Source organism: Candidatus Latescibacter sp., from assembly GCA_030692375.1.
In the GTDB taxonomy this organism is placed as follows: Bacteria; Latescibacterota; Latescibacteria; order Latescibacterales; family Latescibacteraceae; genus JAUYCD01.
Genome location: JAUYCD010000237.1, coordinates 1 through 23,374 on the forward strand (window position 1 = coordinate 1; position 23,374 = coordinate 23,374).

General features: G+C 49.4%; 18 protein-coding genes. 12 read left to right on the top strand and 6 right to left on the bottom strand.

Annotated elements, in window-relative coordinates; genetic code table 11:
- Positions 1-2,984 (top strand): N-6 DNA methylase (locus Q8O92_14385; protein MDP2984503.1); only part of this gene is annotated, 2,984 nt, incomplete at its 5' end.
- Between the two features lie 32 nt (positions 2,985-3,016).
- On the top strand, positions 3,017-3,538 hold the full coding sequence (locus tag Q8O92_14390; GenBank protein ID MDP2984504.1) for a hypothetical protein: 522 nt from the start codon (positions 3,017-3,019) through the stop codon (positions 3,536-3,538).
- Positions 3,539-3,784: 246 nt separating this feature from the next.
- Here the strand turns inward: Q8O92_14390 and Q8O92_14395 are convergent, their stop codons facing one another.
- The 3 genes from Q8O92_14395 to Q8O92_14405 all read right to left on the bottom strand — a co-directional run bounded on the left by Q8O92_14395 (position 3,785) and on the right by Q8O92_14405 (position 7,677).
- On the bottom strand, positions 3,785-3,931 hold the full coding sequence (locus tag Q8O92_14395; protein MDP2984505.1) for a hypothetical protein: 147 nt from the start codon (positions 3,929-3,931) through the stop codon (positions 3,785-3,787).
- A 309-nt stretch (positions 3,932-4,240) separates the two neighbouring features.
- The gene (locus Q8O92_14400) at positions 4,241-7,096 is read right to left on the bottom strand and encodes a BsuPI-related putative proteinase inhibitor (protein MDP2984506.1); all 2,856 of its coding nucleotides are present in this window, start codon (positions 7,094-7,096) and stop codon (positions 4,241-4,243) included.
- Positions 7,097-7,350: 254 nt separating this feature from the next.
- Positions 7,351-7,677 (bottom strand): hypothetical protein, encoded by a 327-nt coding sequence (locus Q8O92_14405; protein ID MDP2984507.1) that lies wholly within the window; start codon positions 7,675-7,677, stop codon positions 7,351-7,353.
- 384 nt (positions 7,678-8,061) lie between these two features.
- On the opposite strand from Q8O92_14405, the gene Q8O92_14410 reads away from it, so the two are divergent.
- Positions 8,062-8,550, top strand: coding sequence for a hypothetical protein (locus Q8O92_14410; GenBank protein MDP2984508.1), 489 nt, complete (start codon positions 8,062-8,064; stop codon positions 8,548-8,550).
- 170 nt (positions 8,551-8,720) lie between these two features.
- Here the strand turns inward: Q8O92_14410 and Q8O92_14415 are convergent, their stop codons facing one another.
- The gene (locus tag Q8O92_14415; protein ID MDP2984509.1) at positions 8,721-9,836 is read right to left on the bottom strand and encodes a DUF5009 domain-containing protein; all 1,116 of its coding nucleotides are present in this window, start codon (positions 9,834-9,836) and stop codon (positions 8,721-8,723) included.
- A gap of 222 nt (positions 9,837-10,058) precedes the next feature.
- Complete coding sequence (locus Q8O92_14420) at positions 10,059-10,280, bottom strand: hypothetical protein (protein MDP2984510.1); 222 nt, start codon at positions 10,278-10,280, stop codon at positions 10,059-10,061.
- 240 nt (positions 10,281-10,520) lie between these two features.
- Here Q8O92_14420 and Q8O92_14425 point away from each other — a divergent pair, with 240 nt between their 5' ends.
- The 9 genes from Q8O92_14425 (at position 10,521) to Q8O92_14465 (ending at position 21,501) form a co-directional block, all read left to right on the top strand.
- Positions 10,521-12,623 carry a transglutaminase-like domain-containing protein gene (locus Q8O92_14425; protein ID MDP2984511.1) on the top strand — a complete coding sequence of 701 codons (2,103 nt, stop codon included), beginning with the start codon at positions 10,521-10,523 and terminating at the stop codon, positions 12,621-12,623.
- A 295-nt stretch (positions 12,624-12,918) separates the two neighbouring features.
- Positions 12,919-14,070 carry a P1 family peptidase gene (locus Q8O92_14430; protein ID MDP2984512.1) on the top strand — a complete coding sequence of 384 codons (1,152 nt, stop codon included), beginning with the start codon at positions 12,919-12,921 and terminating at the stop codon, positions 14,068-14,070.
- A 126-nt stretch (positions 14,071-14,196) separates the two neighbouring features.
- Positions 14,197-14,487 (top strand): nucleotidyltransferase family protein, encoded by a 291-nt coding sequence (locus tag Q8O92_14435; protein MDP2984513.1) that lies wholly within the window; start codon positions 14,197-14,199, stop codon positions 14,485-14,487.
- Positions 14,484-14,819 (top strand): DUF86 domain-containing protein, encoded by a 336-nt coding sequence (locus Q8O92_14440; GenBank protein ID MDP2984514.1) that lies wholly within the window; start codon positions 14,484-14,486, stop codon positions 14,817-14,819. Before Q8O92_14435 ends, Q8O92_14440 begins: the two co-directional genes overlap by 4 nt.
- Positions 14,820-15,336: 517 nt before the next feature.
- The gene (locus Q8O92_14445) at positions 15,337-15,570 is read left to right on the top strand and encodes a DUF4180 domain-containing protein (GenBank protein ID MDP2984515.1); all 234 of its coding nucleotides are present in this window, start codon (positions 15,337-15,339) and stop codon (positions 15,568-15,570) included.
- Between the two features lie 166 nt (positions 15,571-15,736).
- Positions 15,737-17,866 carry a DUF5916 domain-containing protein gene (locus tag Q8O92_14450; protein ID MDP2984516.1) on the top strand — a complete coding sequence of 710 codons (2,130 nt, stop codon included), beginning with the start codon at positions 15,737-15,739 and terminating at the stop codon, positions 17,864-17,866.
- Between the two features lie 58 nt (positions 17,867-17,924).
- Positions 17,925-19,097, top strand: a complete 1,173-nt coding sequence (locus tag Q8O92_14455; protein ID MDP2984517.1) for a thiolase family protein — start codon at positions 17,925-17,927, stop codon at positions 19,095-19,097.
- Positions 19,098-19,103: 6 nt separating this feature from the next.
- Positions 19,104-20,660, top strand: a complete 1,557-nt coding sequence (locus Q8O92_14460) for a CoA-transferase (GenBank protein ID MDP2984518.1) — start codon at positions 19,104-19,106, stop codon at positions 20,658-20,660.
- Complete coding sequence (locus tag Q8O92_14465; protein ID MDP2984519.1) at positions 20,653-21,501, top strand: 3-hydroxyacyl-CoA dehydrogenase NAD-binding domain-containing protein; 849 nt, start codon at positions 20,653-20,655, stop codon at positions 21,499-21,501. Before Q8O92_14460 ends, Q8O92_14465 begins: the two co-directional genes overlap by 8 nt.
- 382 nt (positions 21,502-21,883) lie before the next feature.
- On the opposite strand, the gene Q8O92_14470 is transcribed toward Q8O92_14465, so the two are convergent.
- Positions 21,884-23,077: a uroporphyrinogen decarboxylase family protein gene (locus Q8O92_14470; protein ID MDP2984520.1), complete on the bottom strand. Its 1,194-nt coding sequence runs from the start codon at positions 23,075-23,077 to the stop codon at positions 21,884-21,886.
- Positions 23,078-23,374 lie beyond the last annotated feature (297 nt).

Here is a 23,374-nt window from a genome sequence, read left to right on the forward strand (position 1 = left end):
ACAATCTTTTCGGCAATATACTCATTGAATTTGAACACGCTCTTCCCAAAAACCGGAGCGAGGCGGAGGAGCAGCTCAAACGGTATACCGCCATCCTGTGGTCGAAAGAACCGCCGTTTAAGCGCACACCCTATATCTGTATCACCGCCGATGGCGTCAGATTCGTTGCCTACACGCCGCTGCCGGCCAATCCGGAAGCACAGGGTATATCGTCGGATGATATCACTCTGGTGGTATTGGAAGAATGCGACTGGAAGAAGCTGAATGCGGAGGAAATTTTTTACTGGCTGGATCGGTATTTCTTACGTAAAGAGATACTGCATCCAACCGGCGAATCAATAGTAAAAGATTTTGGACTGAAAAGCCACGCCTTCCAGGCAGCTTCCCATGACTTACTAAGCCTCTGGAATACGGTTAAATCCGAAAGCTCGTTTGCGGTGGTCTATGAAAGCTGGGGAAGCTATCTCCGCATCGTCTACGGCAGCGATATCGGAGAGGATGCTCTTTTTATACGTCATACCTACCTGGCGACAGTCGCCAAACTCATGGCCTGGATGCGGATAACAGACAGTAAAACCGCACCCGAAAAAGAAGGCATCATGAACCTGCTTTCCGGCCGGTTGTTCAAATCACAGGGAATCGAGAATTTCATCGAGGAGGATTTTTTTTCCTGGCCGTCAAGACCGCAGGCTGAAAAAATCACTGTCGGCATCGTGCGCAAACTTTTCAGTCTTCTCCAGAACTATAACTTGCGGGAGCTATCCGAGGATGTGCTGAAATCGCTTTACCAGGAGCTTGTCGATCCAGAGACCCGTCATGACCTGGGGGAGTTCTATACCCCGGACTGGCTGGCGCACCGCATGGTGAGGAAGATACTTGATGAAAACCCCTCCGCATCGGTGTTCGATCCCTCCTGCGGTTCCGGGACGTTCCTGTACCTGACCATTAAGGAAAAGCGTGATCGCCTCGGGGATGTATCGTCTACGCTTGATCATATTCTATCATCTGTGTATGGGGCGGATATTCATCCTTTAGCGGTGATTGTAGCGAAAACCAATTATATCCTAGCATTGGGAGACCTGATAAAAAAGCGGAGAGGAAGGATTTTCATACCAGTATATCTTGCTGATACCATCCGTCTGCCGGAACGATGGGCGCAGGATGGGAAGGCCGATTATTTTATTTCGGTAAATGGAAGGGGATTTTATGTACCGGATACTCTTCTCCATGACCCCCAGCTTTTTGACTCTGCAGTGGAATTGGCAAAAGATTTTGCCGTATCAATGAAAGGGAAAAAGATAGACGCCGCCCAATTCACCACGTTTCTCAGGTCACAAAATTACCTTCTTGCCGAAAATGAACAGATTATAAAATCTGTTTTTGGCATTGCGGATGCGTTAAAATACTTCATCGAGGAAAACCGCGACACCATCTGGGCTTTTATCCTGAAAAACATCTACAAACCACTTTTTTTCAAACAGAAATTCGATTGGATATTGGGAAATCCTCCTTGGATTTCCTACCGGTATGTTGATCCTGAATACCAGTCTTTTCTTAAAAATCACATCGTTAAAGAGTATCAACTGCTTAAGAGCAAGGCAGAGTTGATTACACACTTGGAAATAGCTGTGCTCTTTCTTTTGCGGGCAGCGGATTTGTACCTGAAAAGCGGCGGCAGGATTGCATTTGTGCTTCCTAAAAGCATTTTTTACGCTGACCAGCATGACAGTATTAGGCGGGGGACATACAAGCTGAAAGAATCTCAGGGCGAGAATCTTTTGTGGAGTGAAGTATGGGATTGCGAGAAGGTGCTGCCCCTTTTCAATGTGCCTTCCTGTGTGTTGTTTGCCGAAAAGAAAAAGACTGGGGGAGAGATAAAATTAATTCCCGGCGAGATACTCACCGGCAGGCTGGAAAGAAAAAACTCCTCGCTTGAAGATGCAGAGAAACAGTTGACCGGTATGCAGACGGAATTTCATCTTCATGTGCGAGGGAAACGTTCATATTGGGCCGAGGATAAAGGGTTACAGAATGACACGAAGAGTTATTATCAAGATAAATTCAGCCAGGGGGCTACTCTTGTTCCTCGGTCATTCTGGTTTGTGAAGGTTCATGAATCACCGTTAGGGGTCAACCCGATCCTTCCTCTGGTGGAAACCGCAGACAGAGCTATAAAGGAAGCGAAAAAAGACTATAAAAATGTATATTTTAAGGATATGATAGAATGTCAATTCTTATTCTATACATTGCTATCTACCGATCTCATCCCCTTCGGCTGCCTCGGAAAACGGCTGGTCGTGCTTCCGGTGGTTGCTGAATCTGATCAATTTACTTTGCTGGATGAAGGTACTGCCAGGAACAGAGGGTATTTGAGTCTTGCGCGATGGCTGGAAAATGCGGAAAAGGAATGGAAGCAAATAAGAGGACTAAAAGCAGATAACATGAACATATACGAAAGGTTGGACAGATATCGCGGGATTACAAAACAAAGTCCGAATATTCCTATGCGGATACTTTACAACACATCAGGCACATATTTAACTGCGGCGATAGTAGAAAATAAATCTATAGAATTTGAAATAGATGGTCAAGTTATTCTAATAAATAACTTCATAACCGACTGTAAGACTTATTATCATGAGACAGAAAATATTTTTGTGGCGGACTTTCTTGCCGCTTTTCTCAATTCTCCTGAAATTGATAAGCTCATTAAACCGATGCAAAGCAGAGGTTTATGGGGTCCAAGAGATATTCATAAAAAAGTCTTCGATCTTCCCATACCGCAATTTGCCCCGGAAGATTCGGCGCATCGGAAACTGGTGGAATTGGGGGAGAAGTGCCGTAAAAAGGTGCAGGTATGGCAGAAGGAACAGCAAAATATTACGGGAACCAACATCGGCGCCGCGCGGTCAAAGGTACGATTGTTTCTTAAAGAAGAATTGAATGAAATTAATCAACTGGTAAAACAGATACTTGCCAATTAATACCAAAACTTTTCAATAAAAGGAGAGATTTCATGCCGAAACGATGGACTCACGATGAGGAGGATTTTCTTCTGGATCATTTTGAGAGCATGTCACGTGAGGAACTGGCTGACAGGTTTGAAGTGACGGTTAAATCGGTATCGGACAAAGTTCGACGTTTGCAGAGGTCAAAAGGCGGCAAAGGCGAAGAACCCGGCGCCAAAGAAGACCCTCTCAAAAAGTATGGTTCGGTTGGCCGTACTTTTGTAGTCGAAAATATCAAGCATATCGACTATCATGACATTGCGGATTTGATAGGCGTCCCGGCAGAAGAACTCCGTGAAGCGGTGGAAAATTCCGGAATAAAACTTCCGATTGAAAAAGCACGGCCCTGGAACGAAATTCCGGTGGGGTCATACAAGACGCTGAAAGACTGCGCCCGCTGTCAGGTACAGAGCAGGCACAGCACTTTCGTGGTTGGTTTCAGGGATTGCCATATATGCTGTGAAGAAAATATAAAACACTGGATAGAGATGAATGAGATAATACGGCTTACATTTACCACCAACGAATAGGGTGGGGGAGGGGGACGCCTTCTTGAGCGCCTGAAAGGCCGCGCTGTTTGTCCGGGTATTGCAGCAAATTCCCCTCTCATCACGGTCCATATAACTCAAGCTGATGAAGTTTCGGCCCGGCAATTTTCCCGGCATAATGGAATGACTCTGTAAGGAGCAGGAAGGAAACGATTACTGCCAGTGCGATTAATACGGCTGAAATCCAGTGCCGGGGGCGAAATCGTTTCAAAGCCGGGGCAAAGGCGATCAGCCCGAATGCGGCCGAAATGACGATGATAGCGTCCAGACTGGCACGCTGCCAATAACCTCCTTGACCCGGGCAATGATGAATGTCAGGAGAAAACTGACCAGCACCCTGCGGGCGAGATGAGTGACAACCTGCGATGATTGCATAAGAAAAATCCCCTTTTCTTATGAGATAATTCACCGGTTATAGGGCAATACAGTTCATTTAACCACGAAAATCACGAAAAACACGAAATTTGCTTTTTGATAAAATCATTTTTTGTGCCTTTCGTGTGGTTCGTGGTTTAAAAATCTTGTACTTTTTCGTTAAAGTGAACCGTATTGGGTTATAGGGAGTATATACAAATCATTAGGGAATAAGATGTCAAGATGTTTCTGGTGAGGGTAATAAAAAGCCTGTGCTCTTTCGAGCAACAGGCCTTTTCATCATTGCAAAACGTAAGGAGAAATCGGAAATTACTTGATGAGGAGCATCTTCCGGGTTGCACTGATTCCGTTTCCGGTAACACGATAGAAGTAAATGCCCGATCCGAAACGGCTTCCGTTAAATACCACCCGGTGCACACCGGCGGGCAGGGCGCCGTCAACCAGACGAACCACTTCCTGCCCAACCATGTTATAAACACTCAGTTGTACATGCCCCGCGGCAGGGAGCTGGAACTGGATAGTAGTTGAGGGGTTGAACGGATTCGGAACATTCTGCTCCAGTTTGAAAACCAGCGGGACTTCGGCCTCTCCAACCGCAGTCGGCACAGCGCTCTCAAAAAGACCAAAGCTGCTGAAGCTCGAAGTGGTGGCCACCACGAAGTTGTTAACCGTATCCACCCGGCTTTCCAGAATTTCCCACTTGGGGTTGTCAGCCTTGTCATCCCAGTGCGCGATGACCAGTTTTTCCACCGCTGCAGGGCTTGACAAATCCTCGGGTTTGAAATATATCCGGATGGTCGCATTTTCCATGTTGTCACGGATATCGGCGTCAGCGTCCACCTCCACCATCTTGACGAAGCGTTTGTTATCGAGCGGTTTATGGAGATTATCCATGATCTCTGTGACCAGTATCTGTCCGGAAACATCGGTATTCCTGGTTACGATGTTGACACTGGCCTGCTGGGTTGATTTCATGTCGATCACCATTTCATTCGAATGGCCGTTCGCATCGATCCTTTGACTGACAACTGGAGACGCAACCACCAGAACGGTAATATAATCGCTTACATCACCCGGTTTCAGGCCCGTTACGGAACATGTCGCGTAGCGGAGGGAAGCGCGGATAGAATATTTCCCGCCGGTCTCCTTTACCTGCCCTTTAAGAACGACCTGCCGGACGAATGACCTGGACTCTCCGGCCTGCAATGTTATAGGAAGCGGCGCCGGGACGACATCAAGAGCTTTTTTAGTTCCTCCTACGGACCCTCCTTCGGACTGGACGACAGGAAGAATTTTGATTGGTTGTTCGTTCTGAAGTTCCAGGTACCAGTCAACGTAATTATCGTTCGCGAATGTGAATGTAACTGCATCCTTGAGAGTATTCGTAACCCTGAATGTTGCCCTTACCTGTGAGTCAGGCTTGTACACTGTCTGGTCGGTCCCGATGTAAATGGAGAGCCCTAGGAGATTGTGAATTTTGTAGTTGAAATCCTTTTCGGTAATAATCTGCACCGGTTTCAGGACGGGCTTCAACTGGGTTTCTTTCGTCAAGGTTCTGATGGTTTCGTTGTACGTGTAATACTTATCCTTTACGACAGTAACCGTATAAAACACTCCCACAGGCACACCAGTGATCGTGAACAAGCCCTTTTCATCGCTGGTGGCGGAAAACTCTGTCTTGTCCGTCGTAGGGAGGGAGGATAGCTGTGCATCGTAACTCTTGGGCATAACAGCCGTAAGTTTGATCACCGCACCCTGCAGCGGGACAAAAGCGACGGGGGATGCCGATTGTTCGGGAGTATAACCGTATACAATTCCCGATACGATTCCGAGAGAGTACTGACTGGTAACCGTGAATTTGGCGGAAGCCATACCGTCATAGCCCCGGAGACCGGCGTACAAAGTGTATGATCCCGGTGATAGAGTGCGGATGTCAGCGGTATGTTTCATGTCGAAGGTGACCGACTGGCCCGCACCGATTTTCAATTCCTTCACCGGAGCCATGATTTCTATGTTGTCCTGGGAAAATACCATATCATTTATGGCATATTTCACCGTCATCACGTTGATGGCCAGGGTTACCTCTGCGGTTGTTTTATTGGTAGCTGTCAGGGTGAACAGAATCGGCTCGCCCATGGAGTAGCTCTCCTTGTCGGTCTTTACCGCGAGAATCACTCCGGCGGGGAGGGCAGTAAGGTTATAGTTGACTATAAAACCGCGGCTGGCTGTAACCTTTGTCCCAACCATGTAAGCGGTAACGATATGTTTTCCCGGCGGGACAGCAAAATCTTTAGCGGTATGGGTGAATGGCCATTGTTTGAATTCACCTGCGGGAATAGTGACATCAGTTAAAACGGTAGTGGAAGCATGGTTTTTGGAATAAACATAAGAGCCGTCGATGAAGTAATCCATCTGAAGTCCACTGGTGAATTTCTGGGTGACAGGCTTGTCGCTCCCGTTTTTCACCGAGACGGTAATTTTGATGTCTTCTCCGGCTTTATATGTTTCTTTGTCAAGCGAAACCTCCATGCGCAACGGCGACGGTGGCTCCGGCACATAAATCTTGACCAGTTGATTTGTGCGAGCCCCGGCGATGGTGTCCCGAGTACGCTGGATACAGCCCACTCCGGGAGCAAACCATTCGTCCACATAGGCAGCGTCCGCGAACCCAGGACGGGTGATGTTGAAATGGACACATCCATTGAATTCACCGTAAGGGACTTTCATCACCACGTCTTTTTCGACAAGCGTCATTACGGCGCCATCGTTGATATCCTTCATTTCAGCCGGCATAGGGGGCCTGGTATCTGTACCGGCAGCAACAGGTTTTACTGCGACAGCTTCCCAGGTCATTTTCCATGTTGCTTTGGCAGTAGCGCCGAAATCATACCACAGGCGGCGGTAGCCTTCTTTCCATTCGTAAATTTTATTGCCGTCACGGTAAAAGACACGTCTTGAGAAATTATAGTTCTCAAAAACATAAGCTTGGAGAACCGTGGAGGTGTTCTCAACCTTCACAAGAGAAACGATCCTATCGGCGCTTGCGTCGTCGTATGACCAGATCCGGCCCATATCGAGCGGGAACAAGACAGGCTCGTCTGCGGCAAAAGCCTGCGCCCCGCAGAGGAGCATGAAGAAGGGGATGATTACCAAGAGCTTACGCATGTTCATTACCTCCATTAAAAAATGTTTTTCTCAGCCATTTACAATCGAAGTTGTTCCATTCTTGCACGACCTCAGTAATATAATAAATGGAAATCAATAAACAACACAGTGATAAAAATCACAAGAATCTATAGTAATTTAACGAAACGGAAGAGTATTTAGTTTAAAATATTTTACGGCTTTTTATTATGTTCATGAATTGAAAAGTGATTGTTACTTCACTTAGACCCTGAAACAAGTTCAGGGTGACACGTTCATTCCGAAATCATTCCTTCCATATATTTGCGGTTCTCGCCTGCACATCGGGCAGGAGAGGGGTTTATCGGGAACCGGCTCGTACCAGAAAGCCGCGCAGTTCCAGTCATCCTGGGGCTCGCCTCTTTTCCGCCCTGGCCACGGGCGCCGGTGGGATTTTCGAAAGAGATCGAGCGGCTTTCCAGGCCGTTACTCAGAGTGTAGGGGGTATGAATCACATCCTCACTTTGAGAGGCTTTCTGCGCGGGGGAGAGGGCGGGTATGCCCATGAGAAGCAGGAACAGGCAGAACATGAAGGGAATTGTCGGGAAAAACTCTTTTTTCATGGTTGTCTCCCTGATTTGTAACAAAAGATTATCGTTCGTAAAGACACAATGATAATCTGAACCGCGGATGGTCAGGATGAAAGGATGAATGGGGTAAAAGCCGTTTCTTCGAGAACACCGGGGATCATCTTTTCGGTAAAGATACTGCGGTGGGGCAGGGGAGTCAAGGGGGAATGGGGGACTAAATGAGATAGTACAAAAGACGAATTGTGCTTGACAAACAATCATATCGGTAATAAATTAGTTTAAATAAGTGCAGTGGGAAAAGGAGTTAAATCATGACAAAATCGTTCTCCAATTCTCGGAAGAAGGGTACAGCGTCCATGTACCGGGCCTACCGGACTGATCCCTGACGAGTTCAAAGAATTATTGTGAAATTTTACTATGAAAACAGAATACAAAGATATGGAAGTATGGGCCCCGTTGCATGCCTGGCGCGCCCTCGGGCAGTTACAGGCGGTCGAGGCCATCAATCCCCTCATCAATCTGTTTCATGAGTTGGAAGATGATGACTGGTCAAATGATGATATGCCGAAAGTTTTTGCAATGATAGGTGCGCCGGCGCTCCCGGCTCTTGCCGTGTATTTGCGGTACGATGCCAGAAATGTCTTTCCTCGAAAATGCGCGGCGGATTGCATTAGAAGTATTGGTCTGAAACATCCTGAAGTGAAAGAGAAATCTGCACGGATACTTGTGGATCAATTAAAGTTGTATCGGAAGAACGATCCGTCTTTGAATGGATTTTTAATCTATTACCTGGTAGACCTTGGCGCGAAAGATGCAATTGCATTAATAAAAGAAGTGTACAAATCAGGAAATGTTGACGAGATGGTTATCAGCTTTCAGGAAGTCGTGGATGACCTTCAGCAATGATCCTGCCGATGATTCATGAATCTTCAATTACCGTTATCATCGTTTACACCCGGCACATTCGCTTGACAGGCCATTTTCCCATCATCTTTTTATCATTCGCATCATTCGCATCAGTGGTTCAGACTGTTTTTCCATCACTCCATCATTTGCATCAGTGGTTCAGACAATTCTTATACTTTCAAAAATATCCTCCTCTTATACAAAAACCACAGAAACAGCCATTTGACTCCCAGCACGCAAAACGCCGTGAACATGGGTTTGAACGCATCCAGGTAGTTGACGAAGCCATGGATGAAGATTCGGGCGATGATCCCGAAATCGAACAATCCCTGCGCCACATAGATGGTGATGGGGTTCAGGCCGACTACCACGAGCGGGAACGCCCATTTCACATAGCCTTTCATGTCGATGAGCCAGTAGAAGAGGGCGAGGAGAAGAATACTCCACCCGGCGGCAAAGAGCACATAGGAACTGGTCCAGAGGAGCTTGTTGATGGGGAAGAGGATGTTCCAGAACAGGGCGGCTACGAGGCTCGCGACTCCTGCGCCAAGGAGGCGAAGTACTTTGGTCTTCTGGGAGTTGGACGAGCGGAGCCAGTGTCCCGCGAGCACTCCGATGAGCGCGGTCGAGACTGCCGGGATGGTGCTCAGGAGGCCTTCGTTATCTCCGAAGGTATAGCAGCAGAACCGCCCGGGAAGGAACAGACGATCGAACCAGGCTGCCAGATTGCCTTCCGGGGTGAGCACCCCGGCGCTGTATCCGGGTACGGGAATAAAAATCATCGCCGCCCAATAGAGAAGTAGGAGGGCGCAGGCCCAGACAGCCTGGGTTTTCACCCCTCCGTTCATCACAATGAGCGCCGCCGCCAGATAGCAGAGGGAGATGCGCTGCAGAACCCCGGCCCAGCGCATTTCGGGGAAATTGAAATTGAGCAGCCCGTTATAGATAAGCCCCAGGAAGAACAAAAGTAAGAAGCGCTTGAGGATGTGGCCGTAAAGTGTGCGGCGCGATTCCCCGCGGGCCAGGCGTTTGGTCAGCGAAAACGGGATGGTCAGCCCGACGATGAACAGGAAAAGTGGAAAAATCAGGTCCTCGAAGGTAAACCCGTTCCAGGTGGAATGCTCGAGCTGACGGTTGAGCGCCTGGGAGAGCGGGGTGTCCATCCAGGTGAAAATACGGGTGAAGAGGCTTCCCAGCCCGATGATCCAGAACATGTCGAATCCCCGGAGGGCGTCGATAGAGAGGACCCGGCCTTCCGGGATACGGTTCGAGAAAGAGGAAATCATGATGGTGTCCGATTAATACATGTGTGAATGTCCTTGATTCGCTTGATTTTGGGATTATCTTGATTTTTTTTAAAAATAGATGCCGAAACAAGTTCGGCATGACACGTGTCATCCTGAACTCGTTTCAGGATCTAAATACTCAAAACATCCAGAATTATTTCTGTCTTCATGGATTAAATCAAGTTAATCCTGTAATCAAGCAAATCATGGTTCAGACAATTTTCAGTCTGCAATCGCCTGATACACGAGCACACGGAACAGTGTCTTGATCTTCGTGCTCTCGTCGCTCTGAATCATGAAGACGCCGATAAGGTCCTCTTTCGGGTCTATCCAAAAACGGGTATGAAAATAGCCGTCCCAGCCGACGATACCGATTGATTCGAGTTCATCATACACGCCCCGCAGCAAAGCGGCTGCGGTAAAAATGACTTTTCTGGAAATCATTTTTCTCCTTTTCATAATTCTTGTTTTATTCAGGTTGAAAAATATCTTTTTGAATTGTGTGAAAGATAATGTTTGGAAAGGATAAAACCAGTAGATTATTTACAATTTCAGTGGATAACCAGAACCCCCAAAACTCTCATGTGGAAAGGGAAAAGAATGTTGCGAAAATGCTTAGGCAATCTTTTAGTGCTCCTTTTTGTTTTTTCATCCGAGTCACTGGCAACTACGGGGCTGGTTGCCATGAAATGGAGCAAAACTGCAAAAGAGGTGTATGATACCGGTTTCACCAACAAAGTGATGAAAGACCGTGACGGGAATGTGACGTTGTTCAACATGGATCTCATTCAAAATGATGCGCCGGGGTCCGGTTCGAGCGAGAAAGGCATCTTCTGGGACCCTGTCTTCGGAAAGAACCGCGCCCGTAAAATTCTGAACCTCGATGATCCCCGCACCAATAAGGCTTTTGTGATCGTTTTCAGCCATCATGATGCGGAAAGCACGTCCGGATCTGCTGGCGGAGTAGGGAAATTCCCGTTAAAATTTACGGTAAACGGCGGACCGATTACTGTCTTCGACACGGGGAGGCCCATCGCCCAGTATCGCTGGGTGGAGTTTCCGGTAAACTCGCTGAAGAAGGGGAAAAATATATTTGAATTTTTCTGCCCGGAAGCCAAATCGGAAACCGAATGCGCGGAGCTTTTTCTGGCAAGAGCCGATGAATTCGAGCACGGCGGCGGCGACCCGGCCGATGTTGGGAAAACTTCGTTTAAATCCACAGACGGCGGTGAAACCTGGAAGGAAAGCCCATTCGGCCCCCTCGGACAGACACGCGCCGAGTATTCGATCCGCCTGAGCCTCGACCGCTTTGTGAAAACCGGGTGGCTGGCGACACCTGTCATCGATCTCTGGAGGATTGAGTCGGACGGGTTCATCGTTCCCAACCGGACGCTGACCAGGATGCAGCAAAAAAAACACACGGTCGAGATAACTCTTCAGTCGGAAGTTCCTGAAGGCACCTCTGTGGAATATTACCTGCGCAAAGGGGTGGATCCGAGCCCGTATTCTGAAAAATGGGGACCCTATGAATTGGCGGCTCAGGGTCCGAACCCAAAAATTGAAATCTTAGGTGAAAACATCCAGAACCGTTATATACAGATAAAAGCGGTCATGTCTACCACAAATCCGTTAAAAAGCCCGATAATAAAGAGCATCAATATCGAGGCGAAGCTTACCGAGTTTCTTGGAGTTCCGGAAAACCTCAAGGTTGTCTCTGTGGATAACCTTCCGATACAGTATTCTTCGATCAACTGGGAGTGGGAGCCCTCGAACCGGCCGGAGTTGAAAGAAGTGCGAGAACGAGAATGCCTTGACGAAGTTGTGGCGGGCTGCAAAACAGAGTTCCAGGCCCAGGTCAAGATTCTGCACTACGCCACCATGCGGTTCAATTATCTTCATCCACGGATAGATTACCCGGAATGGACCGCAAAAAGCGTTCTCGAACGGGTGGACCGTGAGGGAACCGGCGGCATGTGTATCCAGTATAACAATCTCCTTATGGGCCTCCTGCTCAGCTTCGGATGGCAGACGAGGCTCATCACCATTCCGGGCCACGAGGTGTGCGAAGTATGGAGCGATGACTTCCGCAAGTGGGTGTATATGGATGCGAGCCATGTCAATCAGTACATCTACCTCAACGACACCCTGATTCCGCAGAACATTCTCGAAAACCATTTCACCTATCTTGAGACTTTCCCTCCGAAAGGGCCGATCAACTGGATGAACTACAACAACCTCCAAAAATTCGATCCCGAAAAACTCCCAACCATGAGGGGGTCTCTCACCCACCACGAGCCGGTGCAGGGCGCCAATTCCAATGCGAACCAGCCGCTGTTTCTCCGTACCCTCCCGCGCAACAACTATTATGAAAAGCCCACTCCCATGCCGCTCACTCACGGGATGACCTGGTGGCCCTGGGACGGCTATATTAACTGGTACGACGAGAAGACCCCGCCGATGCGGCACTATTCCTGGCACACCGACCGTCCCCGGGATATGTACCCTGACCTGAACACGGTCCACGTTCATGCCACCACGGCATTCGGCAACGAAATGGTATACCTGCACTTTGAAACCTATACACCCAATATCAGCCACTTCGAGGTTGATTGCGATGAATCCGGCTGGAAAAAGTCCGGCGAGAAATACACCTGGTTTCTCGTGTCTGGAGAAAACACTCTTCGTGTGCGACCGGTGAACAAGCTTGGGGTAAAAGGGAAACCTTCGGCGATTACCCTGCGCTATGTTGATCTTCGCCAGCGGGAATTTGAAAAGATAAGTTACTAAAAATGGTTCTTCTCCAAAAGAGTTGGTAAAGGAAATTACTTATAGGGGTTGCATTGAGGAAATGATCTTAATCCAACCCTGAATTGAAATATGTTGTTAGTTGCTGTCAAGCCCAAGCAAGTCAGCCTTCGACTGAGGCTTGACAGATTGAGGTCTGCTTAGATTATGTACGTAACAAAACTTTTTTTATCCCCAACGATGCAAAGTCCCCCTTTGGGGGATTTAGGGGGCTGCCACTCAAAGAGTTATCTCATTTTGCACTGCAAAATTTACCAACTAATTCGGAGAAGAGCCTATGAAAATAACATTCATTTTCTTTTTTATGGTGATCATTATGAATCAATTTGTTTCAGCACAGGATATGACAAAACGCGCCAGGGCGCGGGAGATCGGAATTGAAGTCGGCCTGATGAAGCCCGGCGCGGTCAATGCCATAACCGATGTTCCCGGAGTGCGCGTGGGGCACACAACCATCATTCGCGGCGACAATGTGCGTACCGGTGTGACCGCCGTTGTACCTCATCCCGGCAACATCTTTCAGGAGAAAGTGCCCGCAGGGATCCATTGCTACAACGCCTTCGGGAAGCTGGCGGGATATACCCAGGTGGAAGAGCTGGGGAATATCGAAACACCCATCGTTCTGACCAACACCCTGAGCGTGGGAACCGCTATGACCGCGCTGGTGAAATATACCCTCGATCAGCCGGGAAACGAAAGTGTCCGGTCGGTAAATGCTGTGGTGGGGGAAACCAATGATGGCGCCCTGAATGATATTCGGGGATTCCATGTCACCGAAGGCGATGTGCTGGAGGCCCTCAAATCCGCCGCATCCGGCCCAGTTCCGGAAGGAACTGTCGGCGCGGGAACCGGAACTACGGCCTTTTCCTGGAAAGGGGGAATCGGCACTTCCTCGCGGCTTGTGCCCAGGAAAGAGGGAACCAGCTATACGGTCGGCGTTCTCCTGCAATCCAATTTCGGGGGATTGCTTTCCATCAACGGCATTCCGTTCACCCGTGAAATAAACCAGCCCGGCGTCAAATCCAAGACCGATGGCTCGTGCATGATTGTAGTGGCCACCGACGCCCCGCTTTCCGACCGTAATCTGAAACGCCTCGCCAAACGCGCTTTCAACGGCATGGCGCGCACCACAAATTTCATGGCCAATTCATCCGGTGATTATACCATCGCCTTTTCCACCGCCTACCGAATTCCCCACAACACCAACGGGAAGGCGGTGGAAGCGCCCCCGTTCATCGCAAACGACGACATGAATCAGTTTTTCAACGCGGTGGAGGAAGCGGTTCAGGAGGCAGTGTACAATTCGCTCTTCATGGCCATCACGGTCACCGGATTTCAGGGCAGAAAAGCGGAGGCCATAAACCTTGAGGATGTAAAAAGGGTAATGCAAAAATACAACATGCTGGAGTTGCAGAAGAGGTTGAAGTGAAAGTAAGGATAATAAAATTCATCCCTGCAACTCAAAGGTTTTTTTGTTGTTTCGGAGAATGAAACACCTTATCATATCATCTAATATTAAACATGTTTTCGAACGATAAAACGCAATAGGGAAATAATGGATATTCAACGAATTCTGAAAACTAAGCGCAATAAAATTCTCCGGATAGCCGCCCTCCACGGCGCTCACAATGTTCGTGTATTCGGTTCCGCTATACGGGGTGAAGCCGGGCCGGAGAGCGATATTGATTTCATTATTGAATTCGAACCTGGACGAAGCCTTTTTGATATTGTAGCTCTTCAAGAAGATCTTGAAAATCTTCTTGGCCGAAAGGTAGATATTGTTGAGCCGGAAGGAATTCATTGGTACATTCGGGATAAGGTGATGGGGGAGGCAGTGGAAGTATGAAGGATGATAAACTTTATCTTATTCATATACAAGAATGTATCGACCGCATTGAGGCTTACACGATTGACGGCAAAGATTTCTTTGCATCTGACACCAAAACCCAGGATGCGGTTCTGCGAAACCTGCATATTCTCTCGGAATCAACCCAGCGCATTTCTGCAGAACTCAAATCCAATCATCCGGAAATTGACTGGAAAGGCCTTGCAGGATTTAGAAATATGCTTGTACATGATTATTTGGGAATAAATATTGTCCGTGTTTGGGAAGTTATTGAAAGATTCCTGCCAGTACTAAAACGAGTTATAAATGATATTCTGAAAGAGATGAGATAATTTCCCCTTTTTTTAGCCGCAGTTCCATCCTCCGCCTAGATCACCTCCTCCGCCATCGGCACTCCCATCCATCTCGACAATATGGAATTAAATTTGGATACCGGCTAGTGTCGCGACGATAAAGAAATTACTGCACAACTGTCCCAACGGTGAAATGAGAAGAATGAAAACGCCTATATTTATAAGAATAAATAGACATTATAATTATTATTGTCACTCATATTGTCAATTCACATCGTAAGAGAACCCACCAGGCCTGAAACAACAACGGACATCTTCGCTAAAGCAAATCATTTTTTCTTTTTTTCCTGCTTTGCCAGTTTTTTCTCTTTTACTGTTTTCTGGGGCGCTGTCTTTTTGTTTTTTTTGGCATCTTGTGATTTGGACATATCGTTCACCTCCTTCATAACAACGAAGATTTGCTTTAAGGACATTAGATAACTATATTTTTTCGGAAATGCAATAACCATTTTACGCAAACGGCCGAAGCACTTCGCGATTGGCAGGAGTTCGTCAGATGGAACTCATTGTGGTCGAACGGAATGGCAAGCATTTTATTGAAGGTCCATCGGGCAAACCATTCATACAAAACGCGGAAGACACAGTGAACGTTACCGGCGCGTGTTTTGAATGCCAGGCTTACCATGTGCTGCTTTATGCCGCGAACTTGACCGAGCGCTTCTTTGACCTGAGTTCGCGCGAAGCAGGCCTTGATGCAGAAGCCGCAGAAATGCGGCTTTTGACTTTTTAGGTGCGTACCCTCACTATTTGTTTGGACATTCCCCGTTATTATTGTAATTTTGCATTCTTTGCATCATAGTCTATCCGTAAATCTTATCAATCATCAATTCAGCCCAGAAGAGAGAAATCAACCCGTGAATTCATTTACCAGACCTGTTTTATACGCAATTTTTCTGATGTCTTCTCTTACCGCAGATGCTTCCGCCCAGATCACCTCCGCTGCCGTAGACACTCCCGTCCATCTCGACGGCTCCCTTTCGGAAAAAGCATGGGAACGCGCCCAGGTCATTGCCGACTTCACCCAGCGTGAGCTTACAGAGGGCGCTGCGCCTACGGAGCGGACCGAAGTGCGTATCATCCATGATTCCGGCACATTCTATGTCGGGGTCAAATGTTTTGACAGCGAGCCGGACAGGATCATCCACAAGGAATTAAAATGGGACACCAACTCTTCGAGCGATGATAAGTTCGCGGTGGTAATCGATACCTACCATGACAAACGACAGGCTTTCGCATTCGCGGTGAATGCAAACGGAGCGCGCGATGACGGCACTTTACTCTCCGACCAGTCTGTGAACTACCAGTGGGACGGTATCTGGGAGGTGGCTTCGAGAATTACCGATTTCGGATGGTCGTTCGAAATGGCGATTCCGTTCAAGACCCTGCGGTTCCCTACCACCGAAATGCAGGATTGGGGAATAAACTTCGTACGGGTTATCGCACGGAAACACGAGGAGTTGGAATGGCGTGGCTGGCGGCGCGAGGAAGGGGTAACACATCTGGCGAGCGCGGGAACCATTGTAATTCCGGGTAGGGTAACGCGGGGAAGGCAGCTCGATGCAATACCCTATGTGCTCGCAGGCGAACAAAAACAGCGTCTGACAAAGGTTGATGACATATTCAAATATGGTCTCGATGTCAAGTACGGCGTCTCTTCCAACACCACCCTGGTCCTGACCACGAAGACAGATTTCGCCCAGATCGAAAGCGATAAGGATGTCATCAACCTGACCCGGTTCCCCATCCAGTACCCGGAGAAGCGGGATTTTTTCCTCGAGGGGCTGGAAACATTCGATTTCACCCAGGGAGGGACGAAGCTTTTCTACTCCCGGAAAATCGGCATCGACCCGGTCACTCGTGAGGCCATCCCCATCCTTGGCGGCGCCAAGCTCACCCAGAAACAGGGGGGATACCGCCTGGGCCTCCTCAACGTACAAACCCAGGAACAGGGAAATTTCCCCTCCACAAACTATACCGTGGTGCGGGTGAGAAGGGATATACTAGTCCAGTCCTACATCGGTTTTATCGCCACCAGCGTCCTCGATATGAAACATCACGACAATCAGGTGCTCGGAATGGATTTCGGCTATAAGACCGACAAGTTCCTGGGGAACAAAAATTTCGAAATCCAGGGCTATCTTACCGGCTCAGCGAACGACGGGGTTAAACATGACAACCTTGCCGGGCGAGTCTATTTCTATTATCCCAACGACCTTATCAACTGGTACGGTCTCTATCACGCGCTCGATAAAAATTTTAATCCCGGCATCGGTTTCGCCAGCCGGGTGGGGATCAAGAATTATATCTGGCAGCTTCAGATTACTCCACGGCCCAACATTCCACACATCAAGAAGCTGGTCTTCAAACCGTTCGACATCAACTACACCACCGGCATGGACGGCACCCTCCAGACCCGAAACGATGAAATCCGTCCCCTTGGAATCCAATTCAAATCCGGCGATAACCTCGATTTCAAAATCTGGAATAAGTATGATTTTATTGACAAACCCGACGGTTGGGTAATCTTCAAAGATCCTTCCAATAAGGATCCTTCATACAAAGGAACAGTGGTTCCCAAAGGTGTCTATAAATGGTGGTACTCGGAGATTGCATACACCGGGAGCCGCACCCGGCCGGTGGCGCTGGATTTTAACGCCAACCTGGGGGACCACTATAACGGCACGAGGACTTATCTCAGCAGCTCGCTCTCCTTCAAACGGACGAAATATTATTCTCTCTCCGCCGATGTGACTTACAACGACATCTCCATCGGAGAGAGCCGCTTTACCACCCGCGAGTACGGCAGCCATATAGGGGTCGATATCAACACTCGGCTCTCATCATCCGTTTTTATTCAATACAACAACGCGAGCCGCCTTGTAACCACGAATTTCCGCATCCATTATATTCCGAAAGTGGGAAGCGATATCTACCTTGTCTACAACAATATCGTGAACGAGCAGTACGATTACCGGGCGGAACAAAACGCAGCCATGCTTAAATTCGATTATACCTATCAGTTTTGAATCCCCCCGCCGCATTGAGCTGTCTTGTCCTGAAATATACAGAAGAAAGGTTAGAAATATGCGCAGGTGTGTCGTAATCGGGGCCAAACGTTCTCCGGTCGGACGTTTCGGCGGCAGCCTAAAGGATATTCCCGCAGTGGATCTTGCCACACAGGTCATCACCAGCCTTCTGGGGAATTCACCCGTCAGCCCCGAAATGGTGGACAACCTTGTAGTCGGTGAAATCATCCAGACCGACCCCGGAGGAAATGTGGCGCGGTGGATTTCCCTCAAATGCGGTATGCGGACGGATGCAGCCCCTTTTACAGTAAATATCAATTGCGGTTCGGGTCTTAAAGCCATCGAGCTTGGCGTCGACGAGATCAGGCTTGGGAAAGCGGACATCGTGATTGCAGGCGGTGTGGAAGTCATGAGCCGTGCACCGTTTCTCTTGAACAGCGCCCGCTGGGAAGGACTCCGCTACTGGGACAAACCTCTTGTCGACATGCTTTCCTCGTGTGTGCTTGCCGGTATGGGGCTTACCGCCGAGAATATTGCGGAACGCTATCATGTGAGCCGCGAAGACCAGGACATGTATGCCTACGAGAGCCATATGAAGGCGGCCTGGGCGGAAATGGCGGGTGTATTCGCCAATGAGCTGGTACCCATACAGGTTCCCCAGAAAAAAGGCGAGCCGGTCATTTTCGATTGTGACGAAAGCTTTCGCGCCGATACTACGGTTGAAAAGCTCTCAAAGCTCAAACCGACGTTCAAGGAGAATGGAACGGTAACCGCGGGGAACGCCAGCTCCCTCAATGATGCTGCGGCGTTTCTCCTCCTTGCCGAGGAATCGAAAGCGCGCGCTATAGGCGCAGAAATCCTTGCGTCTGTGGAAGATTTCGCCGGAGTGGGGGTGGACCCCGATTACATGGGCATGGGCCCGGTGGACGCAATCCGGAAGCTCCTCGCCGGTCAGAAGCTTGCTCTATCCGATATCGACCTCTTCGAGATCAATGAGGCGTTCGCCTCCCAGGTGATAGCCGTACTCCGTGAGCTGGGGCTTGACCGGGCGAAAAATGTGAACATATACGGCAGTGGTATCTCCCTGGGGCACCCGATTGGGGCAACCGGCGCCAGGATCACGGTTACCCTCCTTCACGAGATGAAACGGAGAAATGCCCGATACGGTATCTCCTCTCTCTGTATCGGAGGAGGCCAGGGTATCGCCGGACTTTTTAAAAGAGGAGCTTAGAAACAGATGGCGGTAAAACTCTGTTCCGCTGCCGAAGCAATAACCGCTGTGAAAGACGGGATGACCATCGCCACCGCCGCGTTCGGGGGGATGTGCGGGCCGGAAGAGCTTTTGGGGGCCCTTGAGGAAAGATTTCTCCGTGAAGGTCACCCACGGGGGGTCACGCTTCTGCATGCCGCCGGACAGGGCGATTACGGTGGCCGGGGGACAAATCATTTCCGGCACGAGGGATTTCTCCGGCGCATCATCGGGGGCCATTTTGAATCATCTCCCAGCCTCCATCCGCTCATTTTCGGTAACAAGATCGAGGCATACAACTTTCCCCAGGGCACTATCACCCACATGATCCGCGCGGCCGCGGCAAAACGTCCCGGAGTACTCACCCATGTCGGCCTGGGAACGTTCATCGACCCCCGCATCGAGGGCGGCAGGCTCAACGATATAACTACTGAAGACCTGGTGAGTGTGATGACCATCGAGGGAAAGGAATGGCTTTTCTATAAAACCGTTCCCATCGATATAGCTCTTATCCGCGGCTCCACCGGCGACGAACGCGGAAACATCACCTGCGAGCGCGAGGGAGTAAAAACGGAGATGCTCCCCCTGGCGCAGGCTGTTCACAACCGCGGTGGAGTGGTGATCGCCCAGGTCGAGCATGTGGCTAAGGCGGGGACGTTCAATCCCTGGAACGTGCAGGTACCGGGAATATTGGTGGACATGCTGGTGGTTGCACGGCCGGAGCACCACATGCAGAGCTACGGAGAACAGTACAACCCTGGCACATCCGGCGAACTGAAAATCCCGACCCACCGGATGAAACCGCTTCCCCTCACTATCAGAAAGGTTATAGCGCGGCGGGCGTTTATGGAGATTGCGGACGATTCGGTCATAAACCTCGGCATCGGCATGCCCGCCGGGGTGGGCGCCATAGCAGGCGAGGAAGGCGCCGAGTCGCGGTTCGCCCTGACTGTGGAATCGGGAACAATCGGCGGAATTCCCCTCGAAAACTTTGACTTCGGCATGAATGTGAACGTGGAGGCCATTACCGGGCACCATGAACAATTCGACTTCTACGACGGCGGCGGACTGGATGTAACCTTTCTGGGATTCCTCCAGATCGACCGTGAGGGCAATGTGAATTCGAGTAAAGTACCCGGCAAAGTGGCCGGAGTCGGCGGTTTCGTGAACATTTCCCAGAATGCGAAGAAAGCGGTTTTCATGGGAAGTTTCACCGCTAAGGGTCTCGAAGTGGAAGTACACTCCGGCGGTATAACGATTCGCCGCGAAGGAGAGCATCACAAGTTTGTGAAAAAGGTAGACCAGATTTCCTTCTCGGGGAGGATATCATCTCAGGGCAACCAGGAAGTGCTGTACATCACGGAACGGGCGGTATTCAGGCTGACAGGCGGAAGAATCGAGCTCTGCGAAACGGCGCCCGGAATCGATATAAAACGGGACATCCTTGACCTTATGGCTTTCAAACCGGATATTTCGAATAACTTAAAAATAATGGACCGGGTGCTCTTCGGGCCGGGAAAGATGGGGGATTTCGTTCATGGATAAAAAAAAGATCGCTGTGATTGGCGCGGGTACGATGGGCCAGGGTATCACCCAGACCTGTGCAACCTATGGCTATGATATCGTCTGGATCGATGTGAACCGTGAGATACTTAAAAAAGGATTGAGTGTTGTCTCTCACTTTCTCTCCCGGAAGGTCGAGAAAAAAGAGATCAGTAATGAACAGCGCGATGCTATCATCAAACGGATCAGCATTTCCGAATCGATGGAAGCGCTCAAGGATGTCCATCTCATCATCGAATGCGTATTTGAGGAGATGACCCTCAAGAAGAAGCTGTTCAACGGGTTTTACCTCTACTGCCCGAAGGATGCAATCGCCGCGACGAATACATCCAGCCTGAGCATTACCGAAATCGCATCGGCGGCAAAATACCCGGAAAAGGTTATCGGGCTGCACTTTTTCAATCCGGTGCCGCTCATGAAGCTCCTCGAGATCATTCGCGGGGTAAAAACCTCCGACGATACCCTCGAACGGTCCCTCGAATTCGCCCGCACCATCGAAAAGGAGACGGTGATAGCAAGGGACTCGCCTGGATTCATTGTGAGCAGACTCCTCGATACATTCATCAACGAGGCAGCCTCCCTGGTGGATGAGGGCGTTGCGACTCCCGAGGATATCGACAAGGCCATACGGCTGGGGCTCAATCATCCCATGGGCCCGCTTGAGTTGGGAGACCTGATCGGCTGGGATGTTCTCCATAACATCATCAATTATTTTCATTACGAGTTTCAGGACCCGAAATACCGTGAGAGCCAGCTCATGCGCCGAATGGTCCGCGCCGGATGGCTGGGCAGGAAAACAGGAAAGGGAATATATACGTATTGAAAAATATCGTCTGAACCATGACGGGGTTCCCCCTTTCGCAGGATTACAGGATTACCATGTATAGCAGACTCTTCGACAAGCTCAGAGTCCGCTGACCGAGCACTGAGCTTGTCGAAGTACACGTGTCATGCCGAACTTGTTTAGGCATCTATTTTGATAAGAAACTCAATTAATTATGTCGTCATGTAAGGTATGTATTTTCATGAGTCTTTCGCCGAAAGAAATGGGGGAGGCTATTATCAGGTACCTCCCAAAAAAATCGGGAAATCCCTCGAAGGATGGATATCGTTTGTCGAAACGGTAAAAAAATTCGGCGAAGATGTGGCTATCAAATTGTGCCGGGAAGCGTAGCAGGGTGAATGCGATTCTTAATCCTTGCTTTTCATATCTCGTCCGGGAAATCCCTTTCCTTTTCCTCCCTGAGAGGTATACCGAAAATTTCCCGTTTTTTCTGCAGGTAGAACCGGAACTTGTCGAGCGTGACATCCGCCGGGATATAATGATCGCAGAAGGGGATGAATCCGCCTTCCCGGACTACTGGCGCCAGCCGCTCCAGCTCGCAAACCAGGGCATCGCCGCCCATCGCGATTTTTGTCTTGTCAACTCCGCCCATGAGGAGGAGATCGCGGCCGTACTGTTTACGGAACTTAACCGGGTCGGAGCCGGCCCGCACCTCAGAAGGAAACATACCGTTCACACCGGCTTCCAGCCAGTCTTCCACCAGGGGCCCGATCCAGCCGTCGCAGTCCACGCTGATCACATCAACACCGTAGGCATGAAGCAGGGTATTGATCTGTTTGTAGCGGGGAACCAGGTGCTCGCGGAACCAGGCAGGCGAGATCATGGGGCCGTTGTTGAAACAAATGTCCTCCCAGTAATGTGCATGGAAGATTTTCCCTCTGATAAGGGGGAGCGCCCGTTCCAGTACCGAGCAGGAGAGGTCGGCCATGTGCTGGATCATCTCATCCACCAGTTCGGGATCATCGTAGATCATATAACAGATTTGTTCAAACCCCACGAAGTTCCGTAAGTGGCCGAATAAGGAACCGGCATAGATATAAGGGAATTCGTCATGCGCAAGGAGCCGGTCGGTTATCTCGGACAGATTCTCCGGGACACGGCCCGGTTTATCCGGATTCAGGCGGGGTTTAAAAATGGTTTCCCAGTCGCGGCGGTTTTTGAGGGAGTATTCGAGGTGCTCCGGCATGGTGGTGAGCCCGTCATCGGGGATACGGGAGAGCACCCGATCAACATCATAGAAATACTGGTAACCGTTCCGTACATACAGGTTTTCCTTTTCAAACACCGGGCGCATCCGAAAATCCACAGTCAGGCGGGTACGCTGCTCCAGACCAAAGTACATATCGAGAGCGCGGCCGCCGAAAATGGCCAGGTGATGGTTACTGCCGGGGTTTCCAAAGTAATATTCAAGAGCGCGTTTACTGGTGAGACCTTTTGGGAGTCCCTGTTCCTCCCAGAGCGACTGGATCTCTTCCCAGTAGCCGAACTCGATATCCGGGACATGGTCAACCGGTTGATAGTGCAAAGTGCGGTAAAAGCGGTCTTTGGAGGTCATATTCCCTTATAGGTGAAAAGTTCAGAATTGTTTTCATTCGAGGTCTAACGGAAAGGTCATAATATACATGGCGCCGGTTTCATAGTCAATCCTTGACTGACATCAGGTTACAACCATAAAAAAATTTTTGTTCTAACTTTACATCCATAATACCTAATAAATCTTTCTCATCGGAGCCAATTGCAAAAGTCGTTTTATATGTAAAAAAGATGGCAAGTTGTTAACTACAGCCCCCTATCCCTCTATCCCTTTCCCCCTGAAGGGGGCAAGGGAAGTCATTGCCCCACAGTCGCTTCC

Bases quoted from the DNA above. Each gene is read 5' to 3' on its own strand.
- Q8O92_14455 (MDP2984517.1), top strand. From the start codon at position 17,925: ATGCGCAGGTGTGTCGTAATCGGGGCCAAACGTTCTCCGGTCGGACGT.
- Q8O92_14410 (MDP2984508.1), top strand. From the start codon at position 8,062: ATGAAAACAGAATACAAAGATATGGAAGTATGGGCCCCGTTGCATGCC.
- Q8O92_14400 (MDP2984506.1), bottom strand. From the start codon at position 7,096: ATGCGTAAGCTCTTGGTAATCATCCCCTTCTTCATGCTCCTCTGCGGG.
- Q8O92_14395 (MDP2984505.1), bottom strand. From the start codon at position 3,931: ATGCAATCATCGCAGGTTGTCACTCATCTCGCCCGCAGGGTGCTGGTC.
- Q8O92_14425 (MDP2984511.1), top strand. From the start codon at position 10,521: ATGAAATGGAGCAAAACTGCAAAAGAGGTGTATGATACCGGTTTCACC.
- Q8O92_14405 (MDP2984507.1), bottom strand. From the start codon at position 7,677: ATGAAAAAAGAGTTTTTCCCGACAATTCCCTTCATGTTCTGCCTGTTC.
- Q8O92_14390 (MDP2984504.1), top strand. From the start codon at position 3,017: ATGCCGAAACGATGGACTCACGATGAGGAGGATTTTCTTCTGGATCAT.
- Q8O92_14440 (MDP2984514.1), top strand. From the start codon at position 14,484: ATGAAGGATGATAAACTTTATCTTATTCATATACAAGAATGTATCGAC.
- Q8O92_14470 (MDP2984520.1), bottom strand. From the start codon at position 23,077: ATGACCTCCAAAGACCGCTTTTACCGCACTTTGCACTATCAACCGGTT.
- Q8O92_14415 (MDP2984509.1), bottom strand. From the start codon at position 9,836: ATGATTTCCTCTTTCTCGAACCGTATCCCGGAAGGCCGGGTCCTCTCT.
- Q8O92_14435 (MDP2984513.1), top strand. From the start codon at position 14,197: ATGGATATTCAACGAATTCTGAAAACTAAGCGCAATAAAATTCTCCGG.
- Q8O92_14420 (MDP2984510.1), bottom strand. From the start codon at position 10,280: ATGATTTCCAGAAAAGTCATTTTTACCGCAGCCGCTTTGCTGCGGGGC.
- Q8O92_14445 (MDP2984515.1), top strand. From the start codon at position 15,337: ATGGAACTCATTGTGGTCGAACGGAATGGCAAGCATTTTATTGAAGGT.
- Q8O92_14450 (MDP2984516.1), top strand. From the start codon at position 15,737: ATGTCTTCTCTTACCGCAGATGCTTCCGCCCAGATCACCTCCGCTGCC.
- Q8O92_14460 (MDP2984518.1), top strand. From the start codon at position 19,104: ATGGCGGTAAAACTCTGTTCCGCTGCCGAAGCAATAACCGCTGTGAAA.
- Q8O92_14465 (MDP2984519.1), top strand. From the start codon at position 20,653: ATGGATAAAAAAAAGATCGCTGTGATTGGCGCGGGTACGATGGGCCAG.
- Q8O92_14430 (MDP2984512.1), top strand. From the start codon at position 12,919: ATGAAAATAACATTCATTTTCTTTTTTATGGTGATCATTATGAATCAA.